A 22208-nucleotide genomic window follows, 5' to 3' on the forward strand; every position below is an offset into this window, starting at 1 on the left:
CGCCGCTCGCACGGGGAGCCTGAGCCCCGTGCGGCCAATGTCAGGGCTCCCGCCGGATCAGCCTTGCCGGGCCACCCAGATCTTTTTGCGGTTCAGCAGCAGCGGAACGATACCGATGAGAATGCCGCCCATGCCGACGACATTGGTGGCCCAGTCGAAGGTCGGGATGCTGTAAACCGCAATGAAGAAGAGGAAAAGCCCGCTTGCCACCGGCCAGATGACATGCGTCACGGCGGCCCACGGGCCCTGCGTCAACACCTTGCGGTAGTACCAACCGCAGGCGAGTCCGGTCAGCCCAAGGTAGAAGCAGATCTGGAAGCCGATCGCGGTAATCGAATCCTGCAGAATGACGTTGATGGTCGGCAGATAAGACGACATGAACAGCAGCGCCAGCCCGATGATCCAGATGAAGAAGATCGCAACGTGGGGCGTTTGCCAACGCGGATGCAGACGCGCATAGCGATGGTGGAGGGCGCCGTCGCGGCTCTTGGCGAAGAGCGTGCGGGTGAACTGCAACATCTGCGTCTCGACCGTTCCCACCGTGCTCAGTAACACCGCGATGATCGCGACGTAGCCCCAGGTCGGTCCGAACAGCTTCTCGGCAATGGCGAAGATGATGTTGGTGTTGAAGTGCTGGATCTCGGCGTCCGACAGCCCCAGCAAGGCGATGACGATGAAGACAAGGAAGAACACCATCAGGAACACCATCGACCAGAACGCCGCCCGGCCGGGAATACGGTTCGAGTCGCGCGTCTCCTCGCTGAGGTTCATGGTCACGTCCCAGCCGTAGAAGAAGAAGATCGCCACCAGGGCACCGCTGGCGAACTGCGCGGGCGTGAACGCGAGGGGTGAAAACCAGTGCCACGAGAACGCGTGCTGCTGTGCGTGAGGGAACACGAAAAAGCTCGCGACGATGATCACCAGCAGGATGATGCCCTCGATGATGGTCATCACGACCTGCACGTAGCTGGTCAGTTTGACGCCCTTGACGACGATTGCACTGACGACCGTGAGCCACGCGGCCGCGATCAGCGTCACGTAGTGCACGTTATTCATCATGGGGCGATCAAAGATGAGCAGTGTGGCATTGGCCGCCGGAATCATGGCCGACACCATGAACACGCAGCACAGCACCAGCAGCGCCCAGCCGGCAAAGAAGCCAAGCGTGCGCCCAAAGACCATGCTTACCCATGAATAGGAGGTGCCGGCACTGGCCAGGGCACGGTTCATGTTGATGAACGCGTACGCGATGCCGAACATGATCAGCCCGCACACCAGGATGCTCGCCGGGGAGAGCGTGCCGGCCGTCCCGATGATGGTCGACGTCGTGATCTCGACGCTGTAGGCCGGTGCGGTGCCGGCGATGCCCATGATCACCGATTCGACGATGCCCAGCGAATCGGCGTTGAGCTTGGCGGGTTGGTCCATAGATGTGCGGTTCTAGGCTAGGTTGACATGGATGGATCGACGTTTTACTCCATGCCGGATGTCCAGGCAAGAGGGGGATGTCATTCTTGCGTTCGCCGTTGATTTTCCAGTCCCGGCGGGTCGCAATTCGCTGTCGTGTCGGACTTGCCTGGCCTTCCTGGGGGCACCCGTGGTCCACTTTGGTGCAAGGTGCGCTGAACCAAGGGATGCATGGTCGCTGTCAGAGCGTCACCGACGCCACGGTGGTGGGTCGAAGGCACGCTTCGCCGTTTCGAGAAACACTCGCTGACGGCTCGAAAGTCCGTGACGCGTGGGTACCAGCGCCATGATGGGGGCGGGCGCCAAGCGCCATTCCGGCAGTAGGCGAACCAGTTTTCCAGCGGCAATCAGTCGCGCGGCATCCCACTCGGACCGCTCCATCATGCCAAGTCCGGCGACCGCCCAATCGCTGATGACCGTGCCGTCGTTTGACGACAATGCGCCGGTCATTCGAATGGTGGCGGCCTTGCTTGCACCCGTTCCGCGATCGTTGTTACGCATGAATCGCAAATGCGTGGCGTCTTCGTCGTTCTCGCGCAAGCATAGACATTCATACCGATCGAGCTCGGACGGATGCACGACGGCCGGCAGGCGGCGCGCAAACGCGGGAGACGCGCAGAGATATCGTTCATTGGGCGCCAGGTAATGCCCCACCCAGGAAGACGCTTTGACGTTGCCAATGGAAATGACGACATCCGCGCCTGACGCTGCGGTGAGCGGACTGTCGGCGAGCACCAGTGAAATCGAAAGGCCTTGGTGTGCCCGATGAAGCTCGCGAACCAAGGGCGCAATGTGCGCGCGACCAAAGCCAAGCGGCGCAACGATGCGCAGATTGCCGGTGAGGCTGCCGGGTTCGCCCGACACTCGGGACGGAATTGCGTCGATACGTTCAAGGAGTTCAGACGCCTCATGCAAAAAACGCTGACCTTCATCGGTCAGCGAGATACCTTTCGCGCCACGTACCGCAAGGCGAACGCCCAGCCGCTCCTCCACGCGCTGCAGACGGACGGTGACCGCGGGGGGCGTCAGGTTCAGCAAACGCGCGGCGGCGGCGAGCGATCGCGAAGCGCCCAAGGCACGGAACAGACGCAGATCGTCCAGATCGATCATTAATTCACCATTAATGTCATGTTCCCTAGATATTACACAGGACAAAATCCTGACGGCGCTTGCGATGCGAATCGGCGGCGGCCGACGGCGCGAGATCCTGGCTGGATGGTGCGTCCATTAATAAAGATTTAATGTCGAATTTACTGCGTGTTACACACCGCACCCGTTTGCTTCTTTATCTTGAGCCCATCTGAATCACTTTCCGCGTTTGAGAGGTCGGAATCATGACTCGCACAGCTACGACGATGGACAACGTTGCAATGGACAGCACGCGCACGCTGTACATCAATGGCGAGTGGTTGGCGCCGGCGAATCCCCGGACGGTGCCCGTCGTCAACCCGGCGACTGGCCACGCGATTCGCCAGCTGGCGGTCGGATCGCGGGAAGATGTCGACACGGCGGTCGCCGCGGCCCGAAGGGCGTTCGTCCCATGGTCCGATACGCCGGTGGCGGATCGCGTCGAGATCCTGAACCGAATGTATCGCCTCGTTCTCGAGCGAAAGGAACTGCTCGCACAGACGATCATGTCGGAAATGGGCGCAGCGATATCGTTCGCTCGTGCCTCGCACGTCCCGTTTGCCGCGGAGCATCTTCGTGTGGCAAGCGAAATCGCGGCTGGCTACGCTTTTCTCAAGGTTGACGGTCACACGGCCATTGCCCGTGAGCCCATCGGCGTCTGTGCGTTGATCACCCCCTGGAACTGGCCGCTGTACCAAATTACGGCAAAGGTGGGGCCCGCGCTTGCCGCAGGATGTACGGTGATCCTCAAGCCCAGCGAGTTATCGCCCCTGAACGCTGAGCTATTCGCGCAGATCGCTCACGATGCCGGGGTGCCGGCGGGGGTATTCAACCTTGTGCAAGGCAGTGGCCCGGAAGTGGGCGAAGCCCTCGCGGCGCATGAGCAAGTCGACATGATCTCGATCACCGGCTCCAACCGGGCCGGCGCGCTCGTGGCGAAGGCGGCGGCAGACTCGGTCAAGCGGGTCACACTGGAGCTGGGAGGAAAGTCACCGAACGTCCTGCTACCGGATGCCGATTTTGGGCGGGTAGTGGCCTTGGGCGTCATGGCCGCGTTTCGCAACGCAGGGCAGTCGTGCAGTGCGCCCACGCGAATGATTGTCCCTCGCGATCGGCTCGCCGACGTCGAACGCATGGCCTGCGCCACGGTGGAGTCGATGGTCGTGGGGGAACCTGGTTCGGCGCAGACAACGCTCGGGCCGATTGCAAACGAAGCACAATTTCACCGCGTACGGGCCATGATCGATGTGGGTATCGCGCAGGGTGCAAGGCTCATCTGCGGTGGTCCCGGATTCCCGCCAGGTTTGAGCCAAGGTTACTTTGTCCGGCCGACGATTTTCTCCGACGTGACGGCCGACATGCGCATCGCACAGGAGGAGATTTTCGGGCCGGTCCTGAGCCTCATGGCGTACGACACCGTCGATGAGGCGATTGCGATCGCGAACGATACGAAGTACGGCCTGGGTGCGCACGTCCAGAGCGAGGACCTGATGCAGGCGCGCGCGGTTGCCTCGCGTATCCGGTCGGGGCAAGTGCATATCAACCATCCGGCGTGGGACGCCCATGCCCCGTTTGGCGGTTACAAGCGCTCGGGAAACGGACGCGAATACGGCATCCATGGATTCGAGGAGTACCTTGAGACGAAAGCGATCCTGGGTTTCGCCTGATGGTGATCGCCGAGCGCATCGCATGCCATTGCGAATCGTGCAACGTAGGGAAGGGGATGCGGCACACGGGTCGCCCTGAGGCAAAGGGCGGCGGACAACGGAACTTCAAACAAGATATCCATGTTGCAAATCGACAGAGTCAGCGATAGTCCCGTGATGCCCACCGATGTGGACGTTGTGATCGTCGGCGGCGGCATCATTGGAACCACTGCCGCGTACGAGTTGGCGCGTCAGGGGGTGTCGGTCGCCCTGGTGGAAAAGGGATTCATCGGCGCCGAGCAGTCTGGACGCAACTGGGGATGGGTGCGTCAGCAAAATCGCAGGCATGACGAATTGGTCATGGCAATGCGCAGCTTGACGCGGTGGTCGGAGATCGGAAACGAGGTCGGTCGCGATCTCGGTTTCCGCCGTCAGGGCAGTCTGTATGGGACGACGGCGGAGGCAGACATTGCGAAATGGGAAAAGTGGGCGGTCGGCGCAAAGGCGATTGGCTATTCGTTCGATCTTCTCTCGGCAGCGGAGCTTAAATCCCGCATTCCGACGGGGACGGCGCGGTGGGTGGGCGGCCTCTGGTCGCCGTCGGACGGGTTGGCCGAACCGAGTAAGGCGGCGCCTGCCATCGCCGAGGGGGCAAAAGGACTGGGCGCCTACGTGTTGCAGACATGTGCCGCGCGAGGATTCGACATCAGCGCGGGTCGTATCGCCGGCGTGTGGACAGAGCGCGGTCTCATTCGCGCGACGACGGTCGTGTGTGCCGGAGGCGCGTGGAGTTCGCGCTTGTTGAAACGCCATGGCGTTGAGTTGCCGGTCGCCAATGTGGTGGGCACCGCGATGCGCACGTCGCAAGTCCCGGCGTTGCCTGGCGGCACATTCAATGGTCCAGGATTTGCGTTGCGTCGTCGTCTCGATGGGGGCTACACGCTTGCCGTACCCGGCTATGGTCGTGTCGAGCTGGCCCCGCAAGGGATTCGGTACGCCTTGAAGTTCTATCAGACCTATCGCTCCGAGTTGACGAAGAAGTTGAAGATTCGCATAGGGAAGAGTTTCTTTAATGGGCCCGAGGCGTCGGCAAGTTGGGCGCTCGACGAAATCTCGCCGTTCGAGCGTATCCGCGTGCTGGAGCCGGCCATTGACGAAGAATGGTTGGCGCAGGCAGTCAACAACCTGACGACCTGCTTTCCTCAAATGAAGGGCGTGCGGATATTGCAGGCGTGGGCGGGCCTCATCGATACGACGCCGGATCTCGTGCCGGTGATCTCGACCGTTGATGAAATCCCGGGCCTGATCGTCGCGTCGGGATTCAGCGGGCACGGGTTTGGTCTAGGTCCGGGGGCCGGGTTGCTCGTGTCTGAAATGGCGCAGAATAAAACGCCCTATGCCGATATCACCCCCTTCAGTCTGAATCGATTCAAGAAAGGAGGGCAGTTGCTTCGCCCGGAGATGATGTAGGACGGCTCGGGACGTCATTCAAGCCATTCTGCGGAACCGAATTCCATGACGCCGAGGTCGTGCCGTCAATTCGCCAACGGGCGGGCGAGGATTGTCACTGCCGACGGCGGCGTTGGGACTTGCCAATATCGTCGCCTTCGACGCATGCTAGCCAAAACTTCTCGGTCGATCGCGAAATGGAATTGAGACAACTCCGGTATTTTGTCAGTGTGGTGGAACACGGAAGCATGGGGCGGGCCGCCTTGGACCTCGGTGTGGTCACCTCCGCATTGAGCCAGCAGATCAGCCGTCTCGAAGGGGAACTCTCGACCCGCCTGTTGCAGCGCACGTCCGCCGGCGTGATGCCGACTGACGCCGGCATCGCCTTTTGGCGTCAGGCACAACTCGCGCTGCGCCATATCGACGATGCCGCGGTTGCCGCGCGCTCCGCCCGTCTGTCGGGACACGTGAGCGTTGGCATGGCACCAAGCACGGCGAGCGTGCTCGGCGTCGCGTTCGCGCAAGCCATGCGTGCGCGATATCCCGATGTTCGGCTGCGCATCGTCGAAAGCCTCTCCGGCTATCTCGCCCCCATGCTTAGCGCGCGTCAGATCGATCTCGCGGTGCTCTTTCGCGAGGAACCCGCGCAGCGGTGGAGCGTGATGCCACTGCTCGACGAGCAGCTGTTCCTGATCGGCGCCGAGGGTCTCGATGGCATGCCGACAGGCACATCCGTGCGACTAAAGCACCTCGGCAGGCTTGCGCTCATCCTTCCCAGCGGCACGCATGGGCTGCGCTCGCTGCTGTCGTCGGCGTTTCGACGCGCCGCTTACGAACCCAACGTGGTCGCCGAAGTGGACGGTCTTGCGCTGCTCATGGATCTGGTCCAAACGGGCATGGGTGCCACGATACAGCCCGGCGCCGCGCTCGCCAGATCCGCGAACGGTCTGCTGGTGAGCGTGCCCGTCGCAGAGCGCTACGCCACGCGGCCCAACATGATCGCCAGTGTCTCCGACGACGAACTGTCGCCCGCGGGTCTTGCCGCGCGCGTCGTCCTCGCCGATGTCGCGCGGCAACTCGTGCACGAAAGCCGCTGGCCCGGCGCACGTCTGCGCGTGCCGCAGTCTTCACAAACAGTGAAGACCCCTTGAGGGGACACGACTGGCAGAACAGACTTGGCATCCCTATGATGCGTCCGAAAGGAGCCAAGTCAAATGGTCGATGTATTGGTAATTGGAGGAGGCAATGCGGCGCTATGCGCTGCGTTGATGGCGCGTGAGGCCGGCGCGTCGGTCCTGCTTCTCGAATCGGCACCGCGCGAATGGCGCGGCGGCAACTCGCAACACACGCGAAATCTGCGTTGCATGCACGATGCGCCGCAAGACGTGCTCGTGGATGCCTATACGGAGGAAGAATTCTGGCAGGACCTGCTCAAGGTCACGGGCGGCATCACCAACGAGGCGCTTGCACGTCTGACGATCCGCGCATCGTCGTCGTGCCGGCCGTGGATGCAGCGACACGGCGTGCGCTTCCAGCCACCGCTCTCCGGCGCGCTACACGTGGCACGCACGAACGCGTTCTTCATGGGGGGCGGCAAAGCGCTTGTCAACGCGTATTACCGAAGCGCGGAAGCGCTCGGCGTGGACATCCGCTACGAAACCCCCGTCGATTCCCTGGAACTCGATGGCGCTCACTTCGTCGCCGCGCGCAGCGGTGACAAGCGGTTCGAGGCACGCGCTTGCGTTCTCGCCGCAGGTGGCTTCGAATCGAATCGCGCTTGGCTGCGCGAAGCGTGGGGACAGAACGAGCGCGGCGAGTGGCCGGCAGACAACTTCCTGATCCGCGGTACGCGCTTTAACACGGGGGTGCTGATCCAGCACATGACAGATGCCGGCGCGGATCTGATCGGCGACCCGTCGCAATCCCACTGCGTTGCCATCGATGCGCGTGCGCCGCTCTATGACGGCGGCATCTGCACCCGCATCGACTGTGTGTCGCTGGGTGTCGTGGTGAATCGCGACGGCGAGCGCTTTTACGACGAGGGCGAAGACTTCTGGCCCAAGCGCTATGCGATTTGGGGACGGCTCGTCGCGCATCAGCCGGGCCAGATCGGCTACTCCATCATCGACGCGAAGGCGATCGGCCGTTTCATGCCGCCGGTGTTCCCGGGTGAACGGGCCGATACGCTGCCGGAACTCGCGCGCAAGTTGGGGCTGCCGGAAGCGCGCTTCATGGAAACGGTCACCCGCTACAACGACGCCTGTCGCATCGGCACCTTCGACCACACCGCGCTCGACGACTGCCACACCGAAGGCCTCACGCCAGCCAAGACGCACTGGGCACGCCGGATCGATACGTCACCGTTCTATGGCTACGCGTTGCGCCCGGGCATCACGTTCACGTACCTCGGTCTGAAAACCAACGACCGGGCGCAGGTTCACTTCGGCGGCAAGGCGAGCGAGAACCTGTTCGTCGCAGGGGAAATGATGGCCGGAAACGTGCTTGGCCAGGGCTATACGGCCGGCGTTGGCATGTCGATCGGCACAGCGTTCGGACGCATTGCTGGCACGCAGGCCGCGCGCGCCGCACACAACACCACGGAGGCTCACAGTGCAACAGTCTGACGTGCTCACGCCCGAACGCACGCGGAGCGCGCCGCAGTTCGATACCAAGGAAACGCAACACAGCGCATCGGGCCGCGCGACGCGCGTGATTCCGATTGTGCCGTTGAGCAACAGCGAAGCCGAAGTGGCGAGGCAGATGCAGATTTGCAACGCGTGCCGCTATTGCGAGGGATTTTGCGCCGTATTTCCGGCAATGACGCGGCGTCTCGACTTCGGCAAGGCGGACGTCAACTATCTGGCGAACCTTTGCCACAACTGTGGCGCGTGCTATCACGCTTGCCAGTACGCGCCGCCGCACGAATTCGCGGTTAACGTGCCCAAATCGATGGCGCAGGTCCGCCTCGAAACGTATACCGAATATGCGTTTCCCAGGGCGTTTGGCGCGCTTTACAAGCGTAACGGCGTGACATTGTCGGTCGCGCTGGCGGCAGGTCTCGCGCTCTTTCTGATGCTCGGGATGGCATTGCGCGGTGGTCTTTCCGCAGGCGCCGCGGCGGCAAACTTCTACGCGATCTTCCCGCACAACCTGCTCGCGACAATGTTCGGCACGGTCTTTCTGTTCGCGATGCTGGCGTTGGGCGTGGGCGTTACGCGCTTCTGGCGCGACGTCTCGGCGGGCACCGCGAGCGCGAGCATGCCTGCCGCCGTCGAAGCCGCAAAGCACGCGCTGACGCTCAAGTATCTCGATGGTGGGCACGGCGACGGCTGCAACGAATCGGACGATGCATTCACGCTCGCGCGACGCCGCTTCCATCACCTCACGTTCTACGGGTTCCTGATGTGTTTCGCGGCAACCGCGGTTGCAACGCTGTATCACTATGCGTTCAGTCTGGAGGCGCCATATCCCTACCTGAGCATCCCGGTGTTGCTGGGCACCGCGGGCGGCATTGGACTGTTCGTCGGGCCGGCGGGGTTGTGGTGGCTGAACCTCAGGCGCAATCCCGAACGCACTGATGCCCGTCAACGTCCGATGGACCGCGGCTTCATCGCGCTTCTGATGTTGACGAGCGTATCCGGGCTCGCGTTGCTCGGGTTTCGTGCAACCCCCGCGATGCCGCCACTGCTCGCCATCCATCTGGGCATTGTCATGGCGCTGTTCGCGACACTGCCTTACGGAAAGTTCGCGCACGGCATTTTTCGCTCGGCGGCGTTACTCAAATCGTCGATTGAGAAGCGCCAAGGTAACGCGTCAAGCCTGGGCACAGATTAAATCCCGCAGGGTCCCGACGGTACCCATTACTTACACATACCCATAATCAGGAGACACCATGACCCCCACAGAATCCATCTCTGCCAGTGGTGGCGGCTCGCGAGCGAACCGGGCCGCCGCCGTGCTACGGGTAACAAGCGGCAACTTTATCGAACAGTTCGATTTCTTTCTGTTCGGTTTCTACGCGACATCGATCTCGAAGATTTTCTTTCCGTCGACGAGCGACTTCGCGTCGTTGATGCTCACCTTCGCGGTATTTGGCGCGGGCTTTCTGATGCGCCCGCTGGGCGCGATTTTTCTCGGCGCATACATCGACAGGGTGGGGCGGCGCACCGGACTGATCGTCACGCTGTCGATCATGGCGAGCGGCACCATCCTGATCGCGTGTGTGCCGGGGTATGCGACCATCGGGCTGCTCGCGCCTGCACTTGTGCTGCTGGGACGCCTGTTACAGGGTTTTTCGGCGGGCGCGGAACTGGGGGGCGTATCCGTCTATTTGGCGGAAATGGCCACGCCCGGCAACAAGGGCTTCTACACGAGTTGGCAGTCGGCCAGTCAGCAAGTCGCGATCGTGATGGCGGCGGCGATCGGCTATGGCCTGAATCATTGGCTTTCCGAGCATCAGATTGTCGCTTGGGGTTGGCGCGTGCCGTTCTTCATCGGCTGCGCAATCGTGCCGTTCCTCTTTGTGCTGCGCCGTTCTCTGCAGGAAACCGCGGCATTCGAAGCGCGGCGGCATCGTCCGCAGGTGCGTGAAATCTTTGCGATGCTGTGTGTCAACTGGCGTATTGTCATTGGCGGGATGCTGCTCACGGCGATGACGACCACCACGTTCTATCTCATCACGGTGTATACGCCCACGTTTGGCAAGTCTGTGCTCAAACTCTCGACGTCAGACAGTCTGATGGTGACATTGCTCGCGGCCACGTCGAATTTCATCTGGCTGCCGATCGGCGGCGCGATCTCGGACCGTGTGGGACGCAAGCCGGTTTTGCTTGCCATCTCCGTGTTGGCGATCTTCACGGCCTATCCTGCGCTCTCCTGGCTCGCCGACGCACCGAGCTTTGCACGCATGCTGACCGTTCTGCTGTGGTTCTCGTTCTTCTTCGGGATGTACAACGGCGCCATGGTCGCCGCACTGACGGAAGTGATGCCCGTGGAAGTGCGGGTGGCGGGCTTCTCGCTGGCGTTCAGTCTCGCGACCGCGGTGTTCGGCGGCTTTACCCCCGCGATCTCGACTTACCTGATCCAGATCACGCACGACAAGGCTTCACCCGGTTACTGGTTGAGTTTCGCCGCGTTGTGCGGGCTCGTTGCCACGCTCGGCCTGTACCGGCGAGGGCGAGGGCACGCGGCGGCGGCCGCTACGTCAGCCTGACCCAGCGCAATGATGTCGGCGACCGGTGCAAGACCGGTCGCCGCTTTGTTTGGGGCGGTTGTCGTCCGAAATATGCTGCCGGAATCTGTATGTCGTTTCTGGGACGCTGGACACAATGGGGCAGGGCGCCCGCCCGTCGGAAGCAGCCATTACGCGATCGGTCGGCGCGTGCACGGCACATGCCTTGATGTGCCAGCGCCAGCGTGCAATGAGCGCCCGGCACAGCCATCTCTGGGCGCATGACCTGGGCGCGCCGATCTTCCTCGTCACGCTGAGCCTCGCCGGCGTAGGGTGGGCCTTGTTCGGGACCAAGAACGCTTGCGAGCGGGTAAGATTGCCAGGGATACCGCCGGAGTGGCTGCACTGATTGCGTTCGCGTCGCTGATGGTTTCGGCAACCGCCTTGCCCAGGGGGTACCTGGATCGGAAGGTCTTTCCCATGAAAATCGTTCGTTCTCGCCGCTTGGCGCCCGCGCTTGCCGTTTGCCTCTTGATGGCACTCAGTGCGCCTGCGGTTTCGGGCAACCGGGAAAATCGCTGTGGTTGGTTGCAGAACCCGACGCCAGGCAACTGGTGGCTCGACGACAAAGACGGCAGTTGGACGCTTTCCGTGATGGGCGAGCCGCCGGCTCCAGGGTTCGACGAGATTCCCGACATGTCGACAAAGGGCTGGGTTGTCACCAACGCGGGAAGTCACGGTTACGGCTGCGCGTGCGTGGATATGGAAGTCGAAAGACGAACCGGCAAGGTCGTGCGGATCTTTGCAGCCAAGCCGCTTTCGCTGAAACGCTGCAAGACCGATCGCGCGCTGCCAGCCCCTTGATGGGTGCAGTTGGCGGACAAAAAGTAGGGCGCTCGCCACCGTCTGGAAAAATTAATAAAATCAATGTCTTAAAAATTTGATGAGGGCATCGACACCCTAATTTTTGTCCATCAATGTGGACACCATTTAAGTGCGTTTCTGTGGCGCGACAGAAAATAGGTGCAAAACGGTCGCGTACTCTGTGGTGGACAGAATTTGTGTTCAATCCTGCGAACCGAATCAGGTAATGATGCCTGGTGTGCATTCATGCCGATCCAGTCTCCTTGTATCAAAACTTTCGTGACTGGCTCCAAGCAGAGATTCCGTGGAGTGAATCGATTGCCATCGATCACGTCATTTGCGCAGATGATGCTGGATCGGACGCGACCGCTAGGTTGGCGACCGAGATCATTGAAAGTTCCAAGGGGGCACGGTCGAAAATCATCGGATATCGCGAGCTAGCCGCGGATTCACTGTCGACTGCGAAGCGGGTGCATGCGGTAACTGCCGTCGCCGGGAGCGGTGGGCTTTTGCGCGAGATCAGTCGGGATCTCCGAGAGTTTGTGTCGCCAACACTTCCCCGTAATTTTCTCCTCGGCATTGGGCTTCCGCAAACCAGGGAAGTATGGGAGAGATTTCTCTGCCATTTTCCCAGGATGGTAACCACCACGGGTGTTTACCATGGAAGGGAGCGCCCGGCGTTTCTCTCTCGAAACAGACTCAATTTCGAGCGCATTACGAGGACAGAGAAACCATGCACATCAAACGCGCCAGGACTATCAAACCCGCCCAAATCCGCCACCTGCTCCGCGTCACTGAGGCGACCAGTTGGCACCCCGAGCGCAACGCACTCATTCTGCTCCTGGGCCTTATCTGCGGTATGCGAATCTCCGAGATTGGCACCGCTTGGCGTTACTCGAATGTTGGTCTCATATTCGTCGCTAGGCTTATTGAGCGGGCTGCAGATATGCCGCTTGAAGCCGCTATCAAGCAGCGTGTTTCGACGCCGCTTGGCATCTCGACGCTTCGCTTCGCAACGGAACGTTCAGAACTCTGTGGCGAGTAGCCTGATATAGGACGAACCGTTCAAAGCGTGAAGCAACATTGGTCAGTTGACCTCCGAAAGTAGTAACTAGCGGTCGGCGACTGGCGCAGGCAGCAACTCTGGGCAGCTATCCGGGGCCCGAGAGGACGTGCTTGCCGGACAGCGGCAACCGTTACAGCGCCGACGAACCAGGACATGCTAGCCATAATATCTTCTCCTGCTCGCGATTCAGGACCGGGGCCTGAATCGGTGACGCCGATGCCTACCACCCCCACCTGAGCGTGCTTGCGGCGCGGCTATAGGATTTGCCGAATTGTGTCGGCTCAAGGTGTTTGCCCACACGTCGAATCAGGTCGCGAGCGAGCAGTGCGTCGGTAAGGGCGTCTGACAGGGGCTCGGGATCGTGTCCTGAAACGCGCTGCAGTGCGGCAAGGATGGCTTGCTTCGAGAGGGAGAGCATGGTGGCCTCCGTTTAAATAACTGTCATCTTCCGGCCGGGTGCCGCGAACAGGCGTGCTTGCGTTCGGTCGACCTGGCCAGGCCGCGCGTCAGGCCGGCTTGATGTTGGACGCCTGTGGCCCTTTCGGACTTTGCACAACATTAAAGGAGACGCGCTGATTTTCCTGCGGCGTTCGAAATTCTTCGCGATTATCTGCGCTAATTTTAAAAAAGTGAGCGAAGAGATCTGCGCCTCCATCATCCGGTGCGATGAAGCCAAAACCCCTGCTGTCATTGAACCATTTGACAATGCCGGAACTCATAATTCACCTCTCTAATACCCAAATCTTATATCCAACGCTTTACCATCTCTAATTACAATGTATGGCGGCGTTGATAAATGGACAACCAAGAGGGTCAGAGATCGGAAGTGTCTCGCAGCGATCGGAATATCGACGCGCCATCGAAAAGCGGCGGACTTGATGGTCGCTAAATATTTTATACGCGCGCATTGATAAACAAACAAGCGATTTATTTTTTATGAAATTTAAATTTCAATTTATTTGTCTCAATGTTTTTTTAAACAATTGCATCAGAATCATCGTCCAATTCAGTGGTGAAGAAAGGCGTCACACTGGCGGAAGAAGACTGACCTGCACTCGGTGAGTACGTCCGTCGTCGACCAGCGGTATGTCTGGATCGCTTCCTTCCAAAAGTTGCCCGTCGACGGTAACGGATGCGGGGCCTTGACTCTGGCCATGCGGATTGGCTATAGAGATGAGATAACGCGATTCGCCAAATTGGTAGATCAAGCGATACCCGCGCCACTCCCGCGGAATGCACGGTGTAATGCGCAGTGCGTTGCCGCGCTTGTCCAGCCCCAGAATGGACTCCACGGTACCGCGATGCATCCACCCCGCAGCGCCGGTGTACCAGGTCCAACCGCCTCTACGCACATGCGTGGGGGAGGCGTAAATGTCCCCAGCCATAACGTAAGGTTCGACCTTGTAGGCATGTACACCGGCGCGCGTGTCGGCATGATTGATGGGGTTGAGCATCTTGAGCATGTCGCCGGCACGGTTGCCGTCGCCCATTTTCGCGTATGCGATCATGCACCAGGTGGCGGCATGCGCGTATTGCCCGCCGTTTTCCCGAATGCCCGGCAGGTATCCCTTGATGTACCCGGGATCTCGCGCCATCTTGTCGAACGGTGGTGTCAACAACAGGATGAGGTCGTCGCCCGGGCGTACCAGATAGTGCTCGACAGATTCCATCGCCCGACGCTGCCGGTCTACATCTCCCGCCCCGGAAATCACACTCCAGCTCTGAGCAATCGAATCGATACGACACTCCGCATCGCCCGCGGTGCCGAGCGGTGTTCCGTCATCGAAGTAGGCTCGCAGGTACCACGCGCCATCCCAGGCGCCATTGTTCAGCGCGGCATGCAAACGCTCAGCGTGCGCCCGCCATCGCGCTGCGGCGTCGACCTCTCCGCGCGTCTGCGCCAAATCGGCGAAGGGCAACGCGGTGGCATGCAGGAACCAGCCAAGCCAGATGCTTTCGCCTTTGCCTTCCATCCCGACGCGATTCAGACCGTCGTTCCAGTCGCCCCCGCCGATGAGCGGCAGGCCATGAGTGCCCGTTGCGAGACTGCAATCGATGGCCCGCTGGCAATGCTCGAACAGGGTTCCGCTCTGCGCTGTGACTGTCGGCACGTAATACGCATTCTCTTCGGTGTCGGGGACAGCGCGTCCCTCCAGATAGGGCACCGGCTCGTCGAGGATCTTCGTGTCACCCGTCACTCTGACGTAATGAATGACCGAGTATGGTAGCCAAAGCCTGTCGTCCGAGATATGGGTGCGCACGCCACGACCTGAGGGCGGATGCCACCAATGCTGCACATCCCCCTCGACAAATTGCCTTGCGGCCGCCTTGAGCAAATGCGCCCGGGCAAGATCGGGGCGCGCATGGCACAGCGCCATGCAATCCTGCAGTTGATCGCGAAATCCGAACCCGCCGCTCGCCTGATAGAACGCGGCGCGCGCCCACATGCGGCAAGACAGCACCTGATAGAGCAGCCAGCCGTTAAGCATAAGATCGGTCGCCCGGTCCGGTGTCTCGACCTGAAGCTGCGTGAGAATCGCGCGCCATTCCGATTTGACTGATGTCAAGACCGTGGCGGACGACGTCCCACGGTAGCGTTGAATGTATCTCCTTGCCGCGTCACGGTCGTTCGCCTGCCCAAGAAGAAGGGTCAGTTCGACGCGTTCGCCGGGTGCCAATGTGATGTGCGTGAGTAGCACGCCGCAAGGGTCCATGCCCGCACCCGTCGCATTACTAAGCGCCGCATCGGATATCAGCCCCGCAGGATGGGCGAGATCGCCGTTGCGGCCGATGAATTCCGTGCGGTTGCCGGTCCAACTGGACTGCTTGCCAAGCCAGTCCAGAAAAGCAACGCGCTCACTGAACTCGGCGTTCCATGCGTTGGTGGCGAACATTGCGCCCGTGACGGAATCGATCTCGGAGACGACAAACGGTGCATTGCGGGCACGTCCGGCACCTAGCGCCCATTCGACGTATGCCGCAGCAGAGAGTCTGCGCGGGCGCTTCGAACGGTTTTCGATAGTGAGTACGGAGAGCTTGACGGGGTCGTGCCAACTCACGAATTGCACGAGTTCGGTCTTGATGCCATACACGGCATGTTCGAAACGACTGTATCCAAAACCGTGAGAGGCAATATAGCGAGTGTTCTCCAGACGGATTGGAGATGCGGTCGGGCTCCAGAGATGTCCGGTTTCGTCGTCGCGCAAAAAGAACGCCTCACTGCACGGATCGACGACCGGATCGTTCGACCATGGCGTCAGTTGATTGGCTTGGCTATTGGCCGACCAAGTGTAGCCGCCCCCTGACTCGGAGACCTGAAAACCAAATTCCGGATTGGCGATGACGTTCAGCCATGGCGCGGGTGTGCGCTGGCCCGGACCGAGTACCGTCACGTACTCGCGCCCCTGCTCGGCAAACCCACCCAGCCCGTTGAAATACTCAAGCGCAGGGGCGGGCAACGGCGTGTCGGCGATGTCGTCGCCACGCGTTGCCCGCGTTCGGCCGATACTCAATGGCATGTGGGTAATGCTACGACCCATGCGCACGACCTGTTCTTCGAGGCTGCCTTGTCTCGCCCCCGCAAGCACGACACGGGCGGCCGTTAGCAACAATGTCATTTCCGCCGCCTCCAGGCCGTCGGCGCGAATGACGGAAATGCTGCCACGGCCGTCGTTAGGCCCGGATGTGACCTGTGTGCCGCTGACCATCGTCTGAAGGGAGACTTGCAGATCCTCGATATAAGACACCTTGCGTTCATTAAGAATCACGAGGTCGACCGGAACGCCTTTGCCTTGCCAGTATTCGTGGGCACGCAGCAACTGTCTGACAATGTCGCGGTCGTCCTGATCGTCCACGCGGACCAGTACGATAGGTAAGTCTCCGGAAATGCCAAATCGCCATAGCGATGGTGCACTGAGCGTGTTGCGTTTGAGCACCTCGGCGGCAGCACGCATCGCGGTGTCAACATAGAGCACCCGGTTGGCGATGAACTGGAAGAGGTGTGCGTCATCGGCGGTGATACCCAAATAGTGCAGATTGACCTGTCCCTGTGTCCACGCCAATGTCGAAATGCGTTGGAAGCTTGCCGGGTCGTGATATTTGTCGGTGAGATCGAGCAATGCCTCACGGCTTGGCGCCACCATCGTAGAAAACACCAGATGCTCGGTCGCACCGGGGGCAACGATAATGCGCGTGCGCAGGCTGAAGATCGGGTCCAGTACCGGGCCTACCGTATTCGACAGCGGACGGCCGTCCATCACCGCCAACGGGTCGCGAATCGTTCGCCCCCGTGTGATGAAACGTGCCCGATCCGTCTCATAGCCCACATTGCCGCCATGCGGCGAGCGCGCCAACACATGCGCCGCCCACAAGGGCGTATCCGTGCCTCCGCGAGGGCGGCGCATGGCGAGCAGACCCTGCACTTCCGGCAGGTATTCGGTCTGGACGAACAGATTGGAAAACGCAGGGTGCGCCGTGTCGCTCGCCATCGGCGCCAGCACGACTTCGGCGTAGGAAGTGACCTCAATTTCGCGCGTCAGCGCGCCCTCGTTGGTGATGGACAGGCGACGGACTTCGGCGTTGTCTTCGGGCGACACCATGATTTCCAGTGTCGAGACAAGCGAGCCTTCCTGCCGGACGATGCTTGCACGATCCTCGGAGAACGCCACGTCGTAGGCGTCTGGCTCGGTGTCCACAGGCTGGAAGGTCGCGGACCAGACAGCGTCATTTGCCGTATCCCGCAGAAACAGATAGCTGCCCCAGCGGTCGCACGTAAGGTCCTCGCGCCAGCGGGTCACGGCAGCGTTGCCGCATAGGCTGTATCCAGACCCGGCGGCAGTGATCATGACGGAATATTCGCCGTTCGATAGCAAGTGCGTGGCGGGAGGGGTCTGTCCTGCGGAATAGAATCGGCGCATGACCGGCACAATCGCCTCGATACCCGTTGGCGTGTCCGCGATGTCGGGCGCGAGATCCACCGCGCTGATTTCGCGTGGGTTCGCCTCATGCAAGAGCAAGTCGGCGGCCCGCGCGACGGGCTGACGATGGAAGCGTTGCCGCATGACGTCGCCGAACAGCACGTTCGTCAGCGCGACCAGCGACATGCCCTGATGATGGGCCATGTAGGTGCGAACCGGAACGGCGTTACAGTTTTTCGGTAGCCGAGAAGGGGTGTAGTCAATGGCGTCGTAATAGCCGAAGACACCGCGAGCGCCAACACCGTCGAGCCGTTTCAGGTTGGTCACGGCGTGCGGCAAATCATACATTGCGGCGAGCACCGTAGCATAGGGCGCGATCACGAGAGACCGCGCAAGCCCACGCTTCAATGCCAACTCGGGCACGCCGAAATCGGCATATTGATAGGTCATCGCACGGTCCCGAATGTTACAGGCCGACTCGGAGATTCCCCACGGCACGCTACGCGTCCTGCCATAGGCAATCTGACTCGCGACGGCAAGCCCGCACGATGAATCCAGCAGGCTCCTGTGGGGATAGTCCATCACCAGTGACGGCATCAGGTATTCGAACATCGAGCCTGACCATGACATCAGCACCGCTGCCTTGCCGTAAGGCGCCATGATGCGCCCGAGCCGGAACCAGTGCGTTGCCGGCACGTCGCCCTTGGCGATGGCAATGAAGCTCGTCAATCGCGACTCGGACGCAAGCAGGTCATAGTACGAGTTGTCCAGCTCGGCGTCCGCCATTCGATAACCAATCGAGAACAAGCGCCGGTCGGAGGCGAACAGGAAGCGAAAATCCATCTCGTCGAATAGCCGGCGAGCCAATGCTGCAACGGCTTCAAATCGTTTGGCGATGTCCGGACCGGGTAAAGGTGACGCCGTGAAGTACCGGGGCGATTGGCCGGCAGGCGACACGTCCGGCGTGAGATCGAGCAGGTGGCTCTTGACATTGTTCCGAATCGCGCCGACCCAGTAGAGCACTTCGCTATGCGCAGCGTCACCACGTTCGTTCACGAATGTCTGGGCGAGATCGAGCAGCGTCGTCGCGAGATGGTCGATCTCGCACCAGCGCCGGCGCCACCCCTCGGATGCATCGGCGATGACGTCAATCGGTTCGGACGGCACCGGCTGGAGGAGCATGTGTTCCAGCGCATTGAGCTCTTCGTATAAGTGGTTCCGGTTCACCGTGAGGGTTCGCCGGTCGTCGCTCTCGTGAGCGATGGCGTCGCGCAAGAGCGCAACCGTGTCGAGAACTCCATCGAGCTGCGCGCGGCCGAACACCGGTTCGAGAGCAATTTCTTCGCACGCGCTCGTCACCACGAGCAGATGGCCTGCCAGATTGCCGCTGTCAACGCTCGACACATACTGCGGTGCCAGAGGGCTCAGATCCTGGGTGTCATACCAGTTGAAGAAATGCCCCTGGTAGCGCGCAAGGGTCGACATCGTGCCAAGCGTTCGCTCCAAACGTTCGAGCGTCTCCGTCACGCCAATCCAACCGAAGTCGCGGGCAGACAGTACCGACAGCAAATAGAGGCCAAAGTTGGTCGGCGAGCTTCGGTGTGCCACCACGGGGCGCGGGTCTTCCTGGAAGTTGTCGGGCGGGAGGTGATGATTGTCGTCGTCGACAAAGGTAGTGAAAAAACGCCAGATTCGCCGGCCGGCCATTCGCAGTGCCTCGTTATCTTCCGTCGAGACGAGGGACGAGCGCGCGGGGCGCGGCTGGCGGCTGATCCGTTGGGCGACGAACGGAGAGAGGCCCCAGACGATCAGAAACGGCGCTGCCCAGAGAAGGCTGGCAGGTCTGAGCCATGTCACGATGGCCGCGCACAATACCGTGAGTGTGATGGCACCGCGAAGCGACCAAATAAAATTGCCGAACGAGCGCCCCGCATGCAGTTTAAGCTGCGCCGCCGTTACCCATTCGAGCAGTCTGCGCCGTGAGACGGTCAGCCGGAATAACGTGCGTGCGATGGCGTCGGCGGCGAGCCACGCCTGGTTCGCCAACATCGACGCTACGATAAACGTACGCTCGACGCCGCTGCCAATGTCGCGGCCAACCGCGCGCAAGTGGCTCGACATCGAAATGCCAGTCTGTGACGGGATCAGGCCTGCCGCAATCATGAATATCGTGGAGGCGGAAATCGCCAGCAATACCAGTGCCGACCAGACCCCGACAGGCGCCTGTGCGACTACCCATGCGCACACCAGCGTAGCCAGCGCCGCTGGCGCAGTGAGCGAGCGACGCAAATTGTCGAGCATCTTCCATCGAGCCGCCGCCGGAATCGCCCCGCCGCGCTTGCCGACAATCCACGGCAGAAGTTGCCAGTCACCGCGGATCCACCGGTGCAGCCGGATGGCGGCGACCTGCGCATGCGAAGGGAAGTCTTCGAACAGTTCGACATCCGTGACCAATCCGCAACGGGCGAAGTTGCCTTCGAAAAGGTCGTGGCTAAGAATCGTGTTCTCCGGAATTCGGTCTGCAAGCGCGGATTCGAACGCATCGACGTCATACAGGCCTTTGCCGATGTAACTGCCCTCGCCAAGCAAATCCTGATACACATCGGACACGGCGCCGGCATAGGGATCGATGCCGTAGCGTCCCGAAAACAGGCGCGAATAGAGGGTTCCCTCGTGCATGGCGGGCAGTGTTGGCGTGATGCGCGGTTGCAGAATGCCGTAACCAGCGACCACGCGCCGCGAGCTCCGATCGAAGTGCGGGCGGTTCAGCGGGTGCGCGGCTGTGCCAACGAGCTGCCGCACGGCGTCGATAGGCAAACGCGTGTCGCTGTCGAGCGTGATGACGTACCGGACACCGGGAGGTGTCCACGGCGCACGTCCTTCGATGTCCATGAACGAGGTGTCGGTGGCACCTCGCAGCAGCCGGTTGAACTCGTGGAGTTTGCCCCGTTTGCGCTCCCATGCCAGCCATTTGCGCTGCGTTTCATTCCAACGGCGCCTGCGATGGAACAGGAAGAATCGTGGGGTATCGGCAGTGCTGTCTGCATAGCGGGAATTAAGCGTCGCAATGCGGGCGCTGGCGGCTGCCAGAAGCGGCATATCGCTGTCGATGTGCTCCGCATCGGCGTCGCGCCAGTCGGAGAGCAGGGCAAACCGGACGTCACCCTTGGCATTCGCAAGATAGTGCACTTCCAACTGTGCGACCTGTGCGGCGATGTCTGCCTCGTTCGTCAGCATCATCGGTACGACGACGAACGTTCTGAGTTCAGGCGAAATGCCGTCGGCCAGCTCAAGGCGCGGCAAGTGGCGGGGGGGGATCAGTCGGGCTAACGCGCGGTCGATGAGCAAAACGGCAAGCTCCGACGCAGGGAACAGACCACATACGGCCAATACAACCAGACCGGCGACGCCCACCCCCGCCGTGGCGCTGAGCAAGACGGGAATGGCCAGGATCAAGCCACTCAGCAGACAAACGCTCACGATGTAGGCCACCGCGCATTGCCGGGCATCATGCAACCGACAGCGACGGGCGATCGGCACACGATACGCGATCTCACGCTCAAAGGCGCGCCGGCCGGCCGACAGAAGATAGTAGCCCGGGTCCGCGCGACGCGCCATGTCTTCGGCGTCAGCCGCATCGCCCGTGCCAGAAGCTGCGGCGGCCGCCCGGGTGTTCAGCGCTTGCGTGACCTCAAGCTCCGACAAGCGCGATCTTGCCGCCAATTTCTCGATCTCGTGCCGGTAGCCATCGCGAGTCGCAAAGTCCATTTCCGCGTAACCTGCGTTGTGGCGCAGATGCGCGTCGACCAGGCTGACGTCCTCGAACAGTGGCTGCCAATCGAACGCCCGCATGTCGCGCAAACTGGTGATGACATTGCGCACGCTCATGTTCGCAGCCGCCTGACTGGCGTGTTCGGCCTGGACGATCTCCTCAGCCGATTGCCCTTGCTGCGCCAGTTGGTCGCTCAGCCATTGCAGGGACCTATCCTGATAGCGCAGGCGCTGAATCAACTGGACCGTGAAAGCCGGTTCGAACGGCTCGACGACGCGCGCGTTTGTCGGTGCGGCATCACCGGCATCAGGGGATGCAGACGCTTTGTGCGCGAGTAGGTCATCCGCATATCGGTCGGCGGCCTGACGGCTCACCTGGGCTCGTGTGACTTGCGCGCAGAGGCGCCGGAGATTCTCGATCATCACGGCGCGCAGTGTGAGTGGCATGGCCCAAAGCTCTGCCATGGTCAGCGGCTCGACCTTCTGATAGGCGAGCAGAAAGCACGTGAGCAGCGCAGGATCGAAACGGCTGTCGGTGTGAGCCACGAAGGCCCACATCACTCCATAGATGCGCGGGAGGCCACGCAACGGGCCGTCAAGCAGCCGCGGCAATGATCGAAAAGACTTCGTGTTCAGACCGTTCCGGACCTCTCTGAACTGGTCCGAGACGGTGCGGAAATTGTCTAGTAGCCATTCCGCAGCCGGGGTGATCGAGCGACGTTGCAACGTGG

General features: G+C 61.1%; 12 protein-coding genes. 8 read left to right on the top strand and 4 right to left on the bottom strand.

The genetic code is table 11. The features are described 5' to 3' along the window. Positions 1-57 precede the first annotated feature (57 nt). Both PCE31107_RS10520 and PCE31107_RS10525 read right to left on the bottom strand, forming a co-directional pair. Entirely contained in the window at positions 58-1428 is a 1371-nt protein-coding gene (locus tag PCE31107_RS10520; RefSeq protein WP_130025986.1) for an APC family permease, read from the bottom strand. Positions 1429-1656: 228 nt separating this feature from the next. Beyond that, the gene (locus tag PCE31107_RS10525) at positions 1657-2577 is read right to left on the bottom strand and encodes a LysR family transcriptional regulator (RefSeq protein WP_150608255.1); all 921 of its coding nucleotides are present in this window, start codon (positions 2575-2577) and stop codon (positions 1657-1659) included. A gap of 224 nt (positions 2578-2801) precedes the next feature. On the opposite strand from PCE31107_RS10525, the gene PCE31107_RS10530 reads away from it, so the two are divergent. From PCE31107_RS10530 to PCE31107_RS10565, 8 genes are all read left to right on the top strand, one after another. Beyond that, positions 2802-4262 (top strand): aldehyde dehydrogenase family protein, encoded by a 1461-nt coding sequence (locus PCE31107_RS10530; RefSeq protein WP_174966621.1) that lies wholly within the window; start codon positions 2802-2804, stop codon positions 4260-4262. A gap of 120 nt (positions 4263-4382) precedes the next feature. Next, positions 4383-5711 carry an NAD(P)/FAD-dependent oxidoreductase gene (locus PCE31107_RS10535; protein WP_150608257.1) on the top strand — a complete coding sequence of 443 codons (1329 nt, stop codon included), beginning with the start codon at positions 4383-4385 and terminating at the stop codon, positions 5709-5711. Positions 5712-5887: 176 nt separating this feature from the next. Continuing rightward, positions 5888-6841 (top strand): LysR family transcriptional regulator, encoded by a 954-nt coding sequence (locus PCE31107_RS10540; RefSeq protein ID WP_130025983.1) that lies wholly within the window; start codon positions 5888-5890, stop codon positions 6839-6841. Between the two features lie 63 nt (positions 6842-6904). After that, the gene (gene tcuA / locus PCE31107_RS10545) at positions 6905-8314 is read left to right on the top strand and encodes an FAD-dependent tricarballylate dehydrogenase TcuA (RefSeq protein ID WP_150608259.1); all 1410 of its coding nucleotides are present in this window, start codon (positions 6905-6907) and stop codon (positions 8312-8314) included. After that, the gene (gene tcuB / locus PCE31107_RS10550; protein ID WP_150608261.1) at positions 8301-9524 is read left to right on the top strand and encodes a tricarballylate utilization 4Fe-4S protein TcuB; all 1224 of its coding nucleotides are present in this window, start codon (positions 8301-8303) and stop codon (positions 9522-9524) included. Before tcuA ends, tcuB begins: the two co-directional genes overlap by 14 nt. A gap of 58 nt (positions 9525-9582) precedes the next feature. After that, positions 9583-10902, top strand: coding sequence for an MFS transporter (gene tcuC / locus PCE31107_RS10555; RefSeq protein WP_150608264.1), 1320 nt, complete (start codon positions 9583-9585; stop codon positions 10900-10902). A 354-nt stretch (positions 10903-11256) separates the two neighbouring features. Further along, entirely contained in the window at positions 11257-11724 is a 468-nt protein-coding gene (locus PCE31107_RS10560) for a DUF4087 domain-containing protein (protein WP_130025980.1), read from the top strand. 733 nt (positions 11725-12457) lie between these two features. Then, on the top strand, positions 12458-12769 hold the full coding sequence (locus PCE31107_RS10565; RefSeq protein WP_150608266.1) for a serine hydrolase: 312 nt from the start codon (positions 12458-12460) through the stop codon (positions 12767-12769). Positions 12770-13296: 527 nt separating this feature from the next. On the opposite strand, the gene PCE31107_RS10570 is transcribed toward PCE31107_RS10565, so the two are convergent. Continuing rightward, positions 13297-13509: a cold-shock protein gene (locus PCE31107_RS10570; RefSeq protein ID WP_150608268.1), complete on the bottom strand. Its 213-nt coding sequence runs from the start codon at positions 13507-13509 to the stop codon at positions 13297-13299. Between the two features lie 306 nt (positions 13510-13815). Next, positions 13816-22023: a glycoside hydrolase family 94 protein gene (locus tag PCE31107_RS10575; protein ID WP_343032342.1), complete on the bottom strand. Its 8208-nt coding sequence runs from the start codon at positions 22021-22023 to the stop codon at positions 13816-13818. Positions 22024-22208: the final 185 nt, after the last annotated feature.

Source organism: Pandoraea cepalis (assembly GCF_902459625.1).
Classification (GTDB): Bacteria; Pseudomonadota; Gammaproteobacteria; order Burkholderiales; family Burkholderiaceae; genus Pandoraea; species Pandoraea cepalis.

Excerpts from the sequence above, each read along its gene's own strand:
- PCE31107_RS10535 (WP_150608257.1), top strand. The coding sequence starts at position 4,383 with ATGTTGCAAATCGACAGAGTCAGCGATAGTCCCGTGATGCCCACCGAT.
- PCE31107_RS10540 (WP_130025983.1), top strand. The coding sequence starts at position 5,888 with ATGGAATTGAGACAACTCCGGTATTTTGTCAGTGTGGTGGAACACGGA.
- tcuA (WP_150608259.1), top strand. The coding sequence starts at position 6,905 with ATGGTCGATGTATTGGTAATTGGAGGAGGCAATGCGGCGCTATGCGCT.
- PCE31107_RS10570 (WP_150608268.1), bottom strand. The coding sequence starts at position 13,509 with ATGAGTTCCGGCATTGTCAAATGGTTCAATGACAGCAGGGGTTTTGGC.
- tcuC (WP_150608264.1), top strand. The coding sequence starts at position 9,583 with ATGACCCCCACAGAATCCATCTCTGCCAGTGGTGGCGGCTCGCGAGCG.
- PCE31107_RS10530 (WP_174966621.1), top strand. The coding sequence starts at position 2,802 with ATGACTCGCACAGCTACGACGATGGACAACGTTGCAATGGACAGCACG.
- PCE31107_RS10520 (WP_130025986.1), bottom strand. The coding sequence starts at position 1,428 with ATGGACCAACCCGCCAAGCTCAACGCCGATTCGCTGGGCATCGTCGAA.
- PCE31107_RS10525 (WP_150608255.1), bottom strand. The coding sequence starts at position 2,577 with ATGATCGATCTGGACGATCTGCGTCTGTTCCGTGCCTTGGGCGCTTCG.
- PCE31107_RS10565 (WP_150608266.1), top strand. The coding sequence starts at position 12,458 with ATGCACATCAAACGCGCCAGGACTATCAAACCCGCCCAAATCCGCCAC.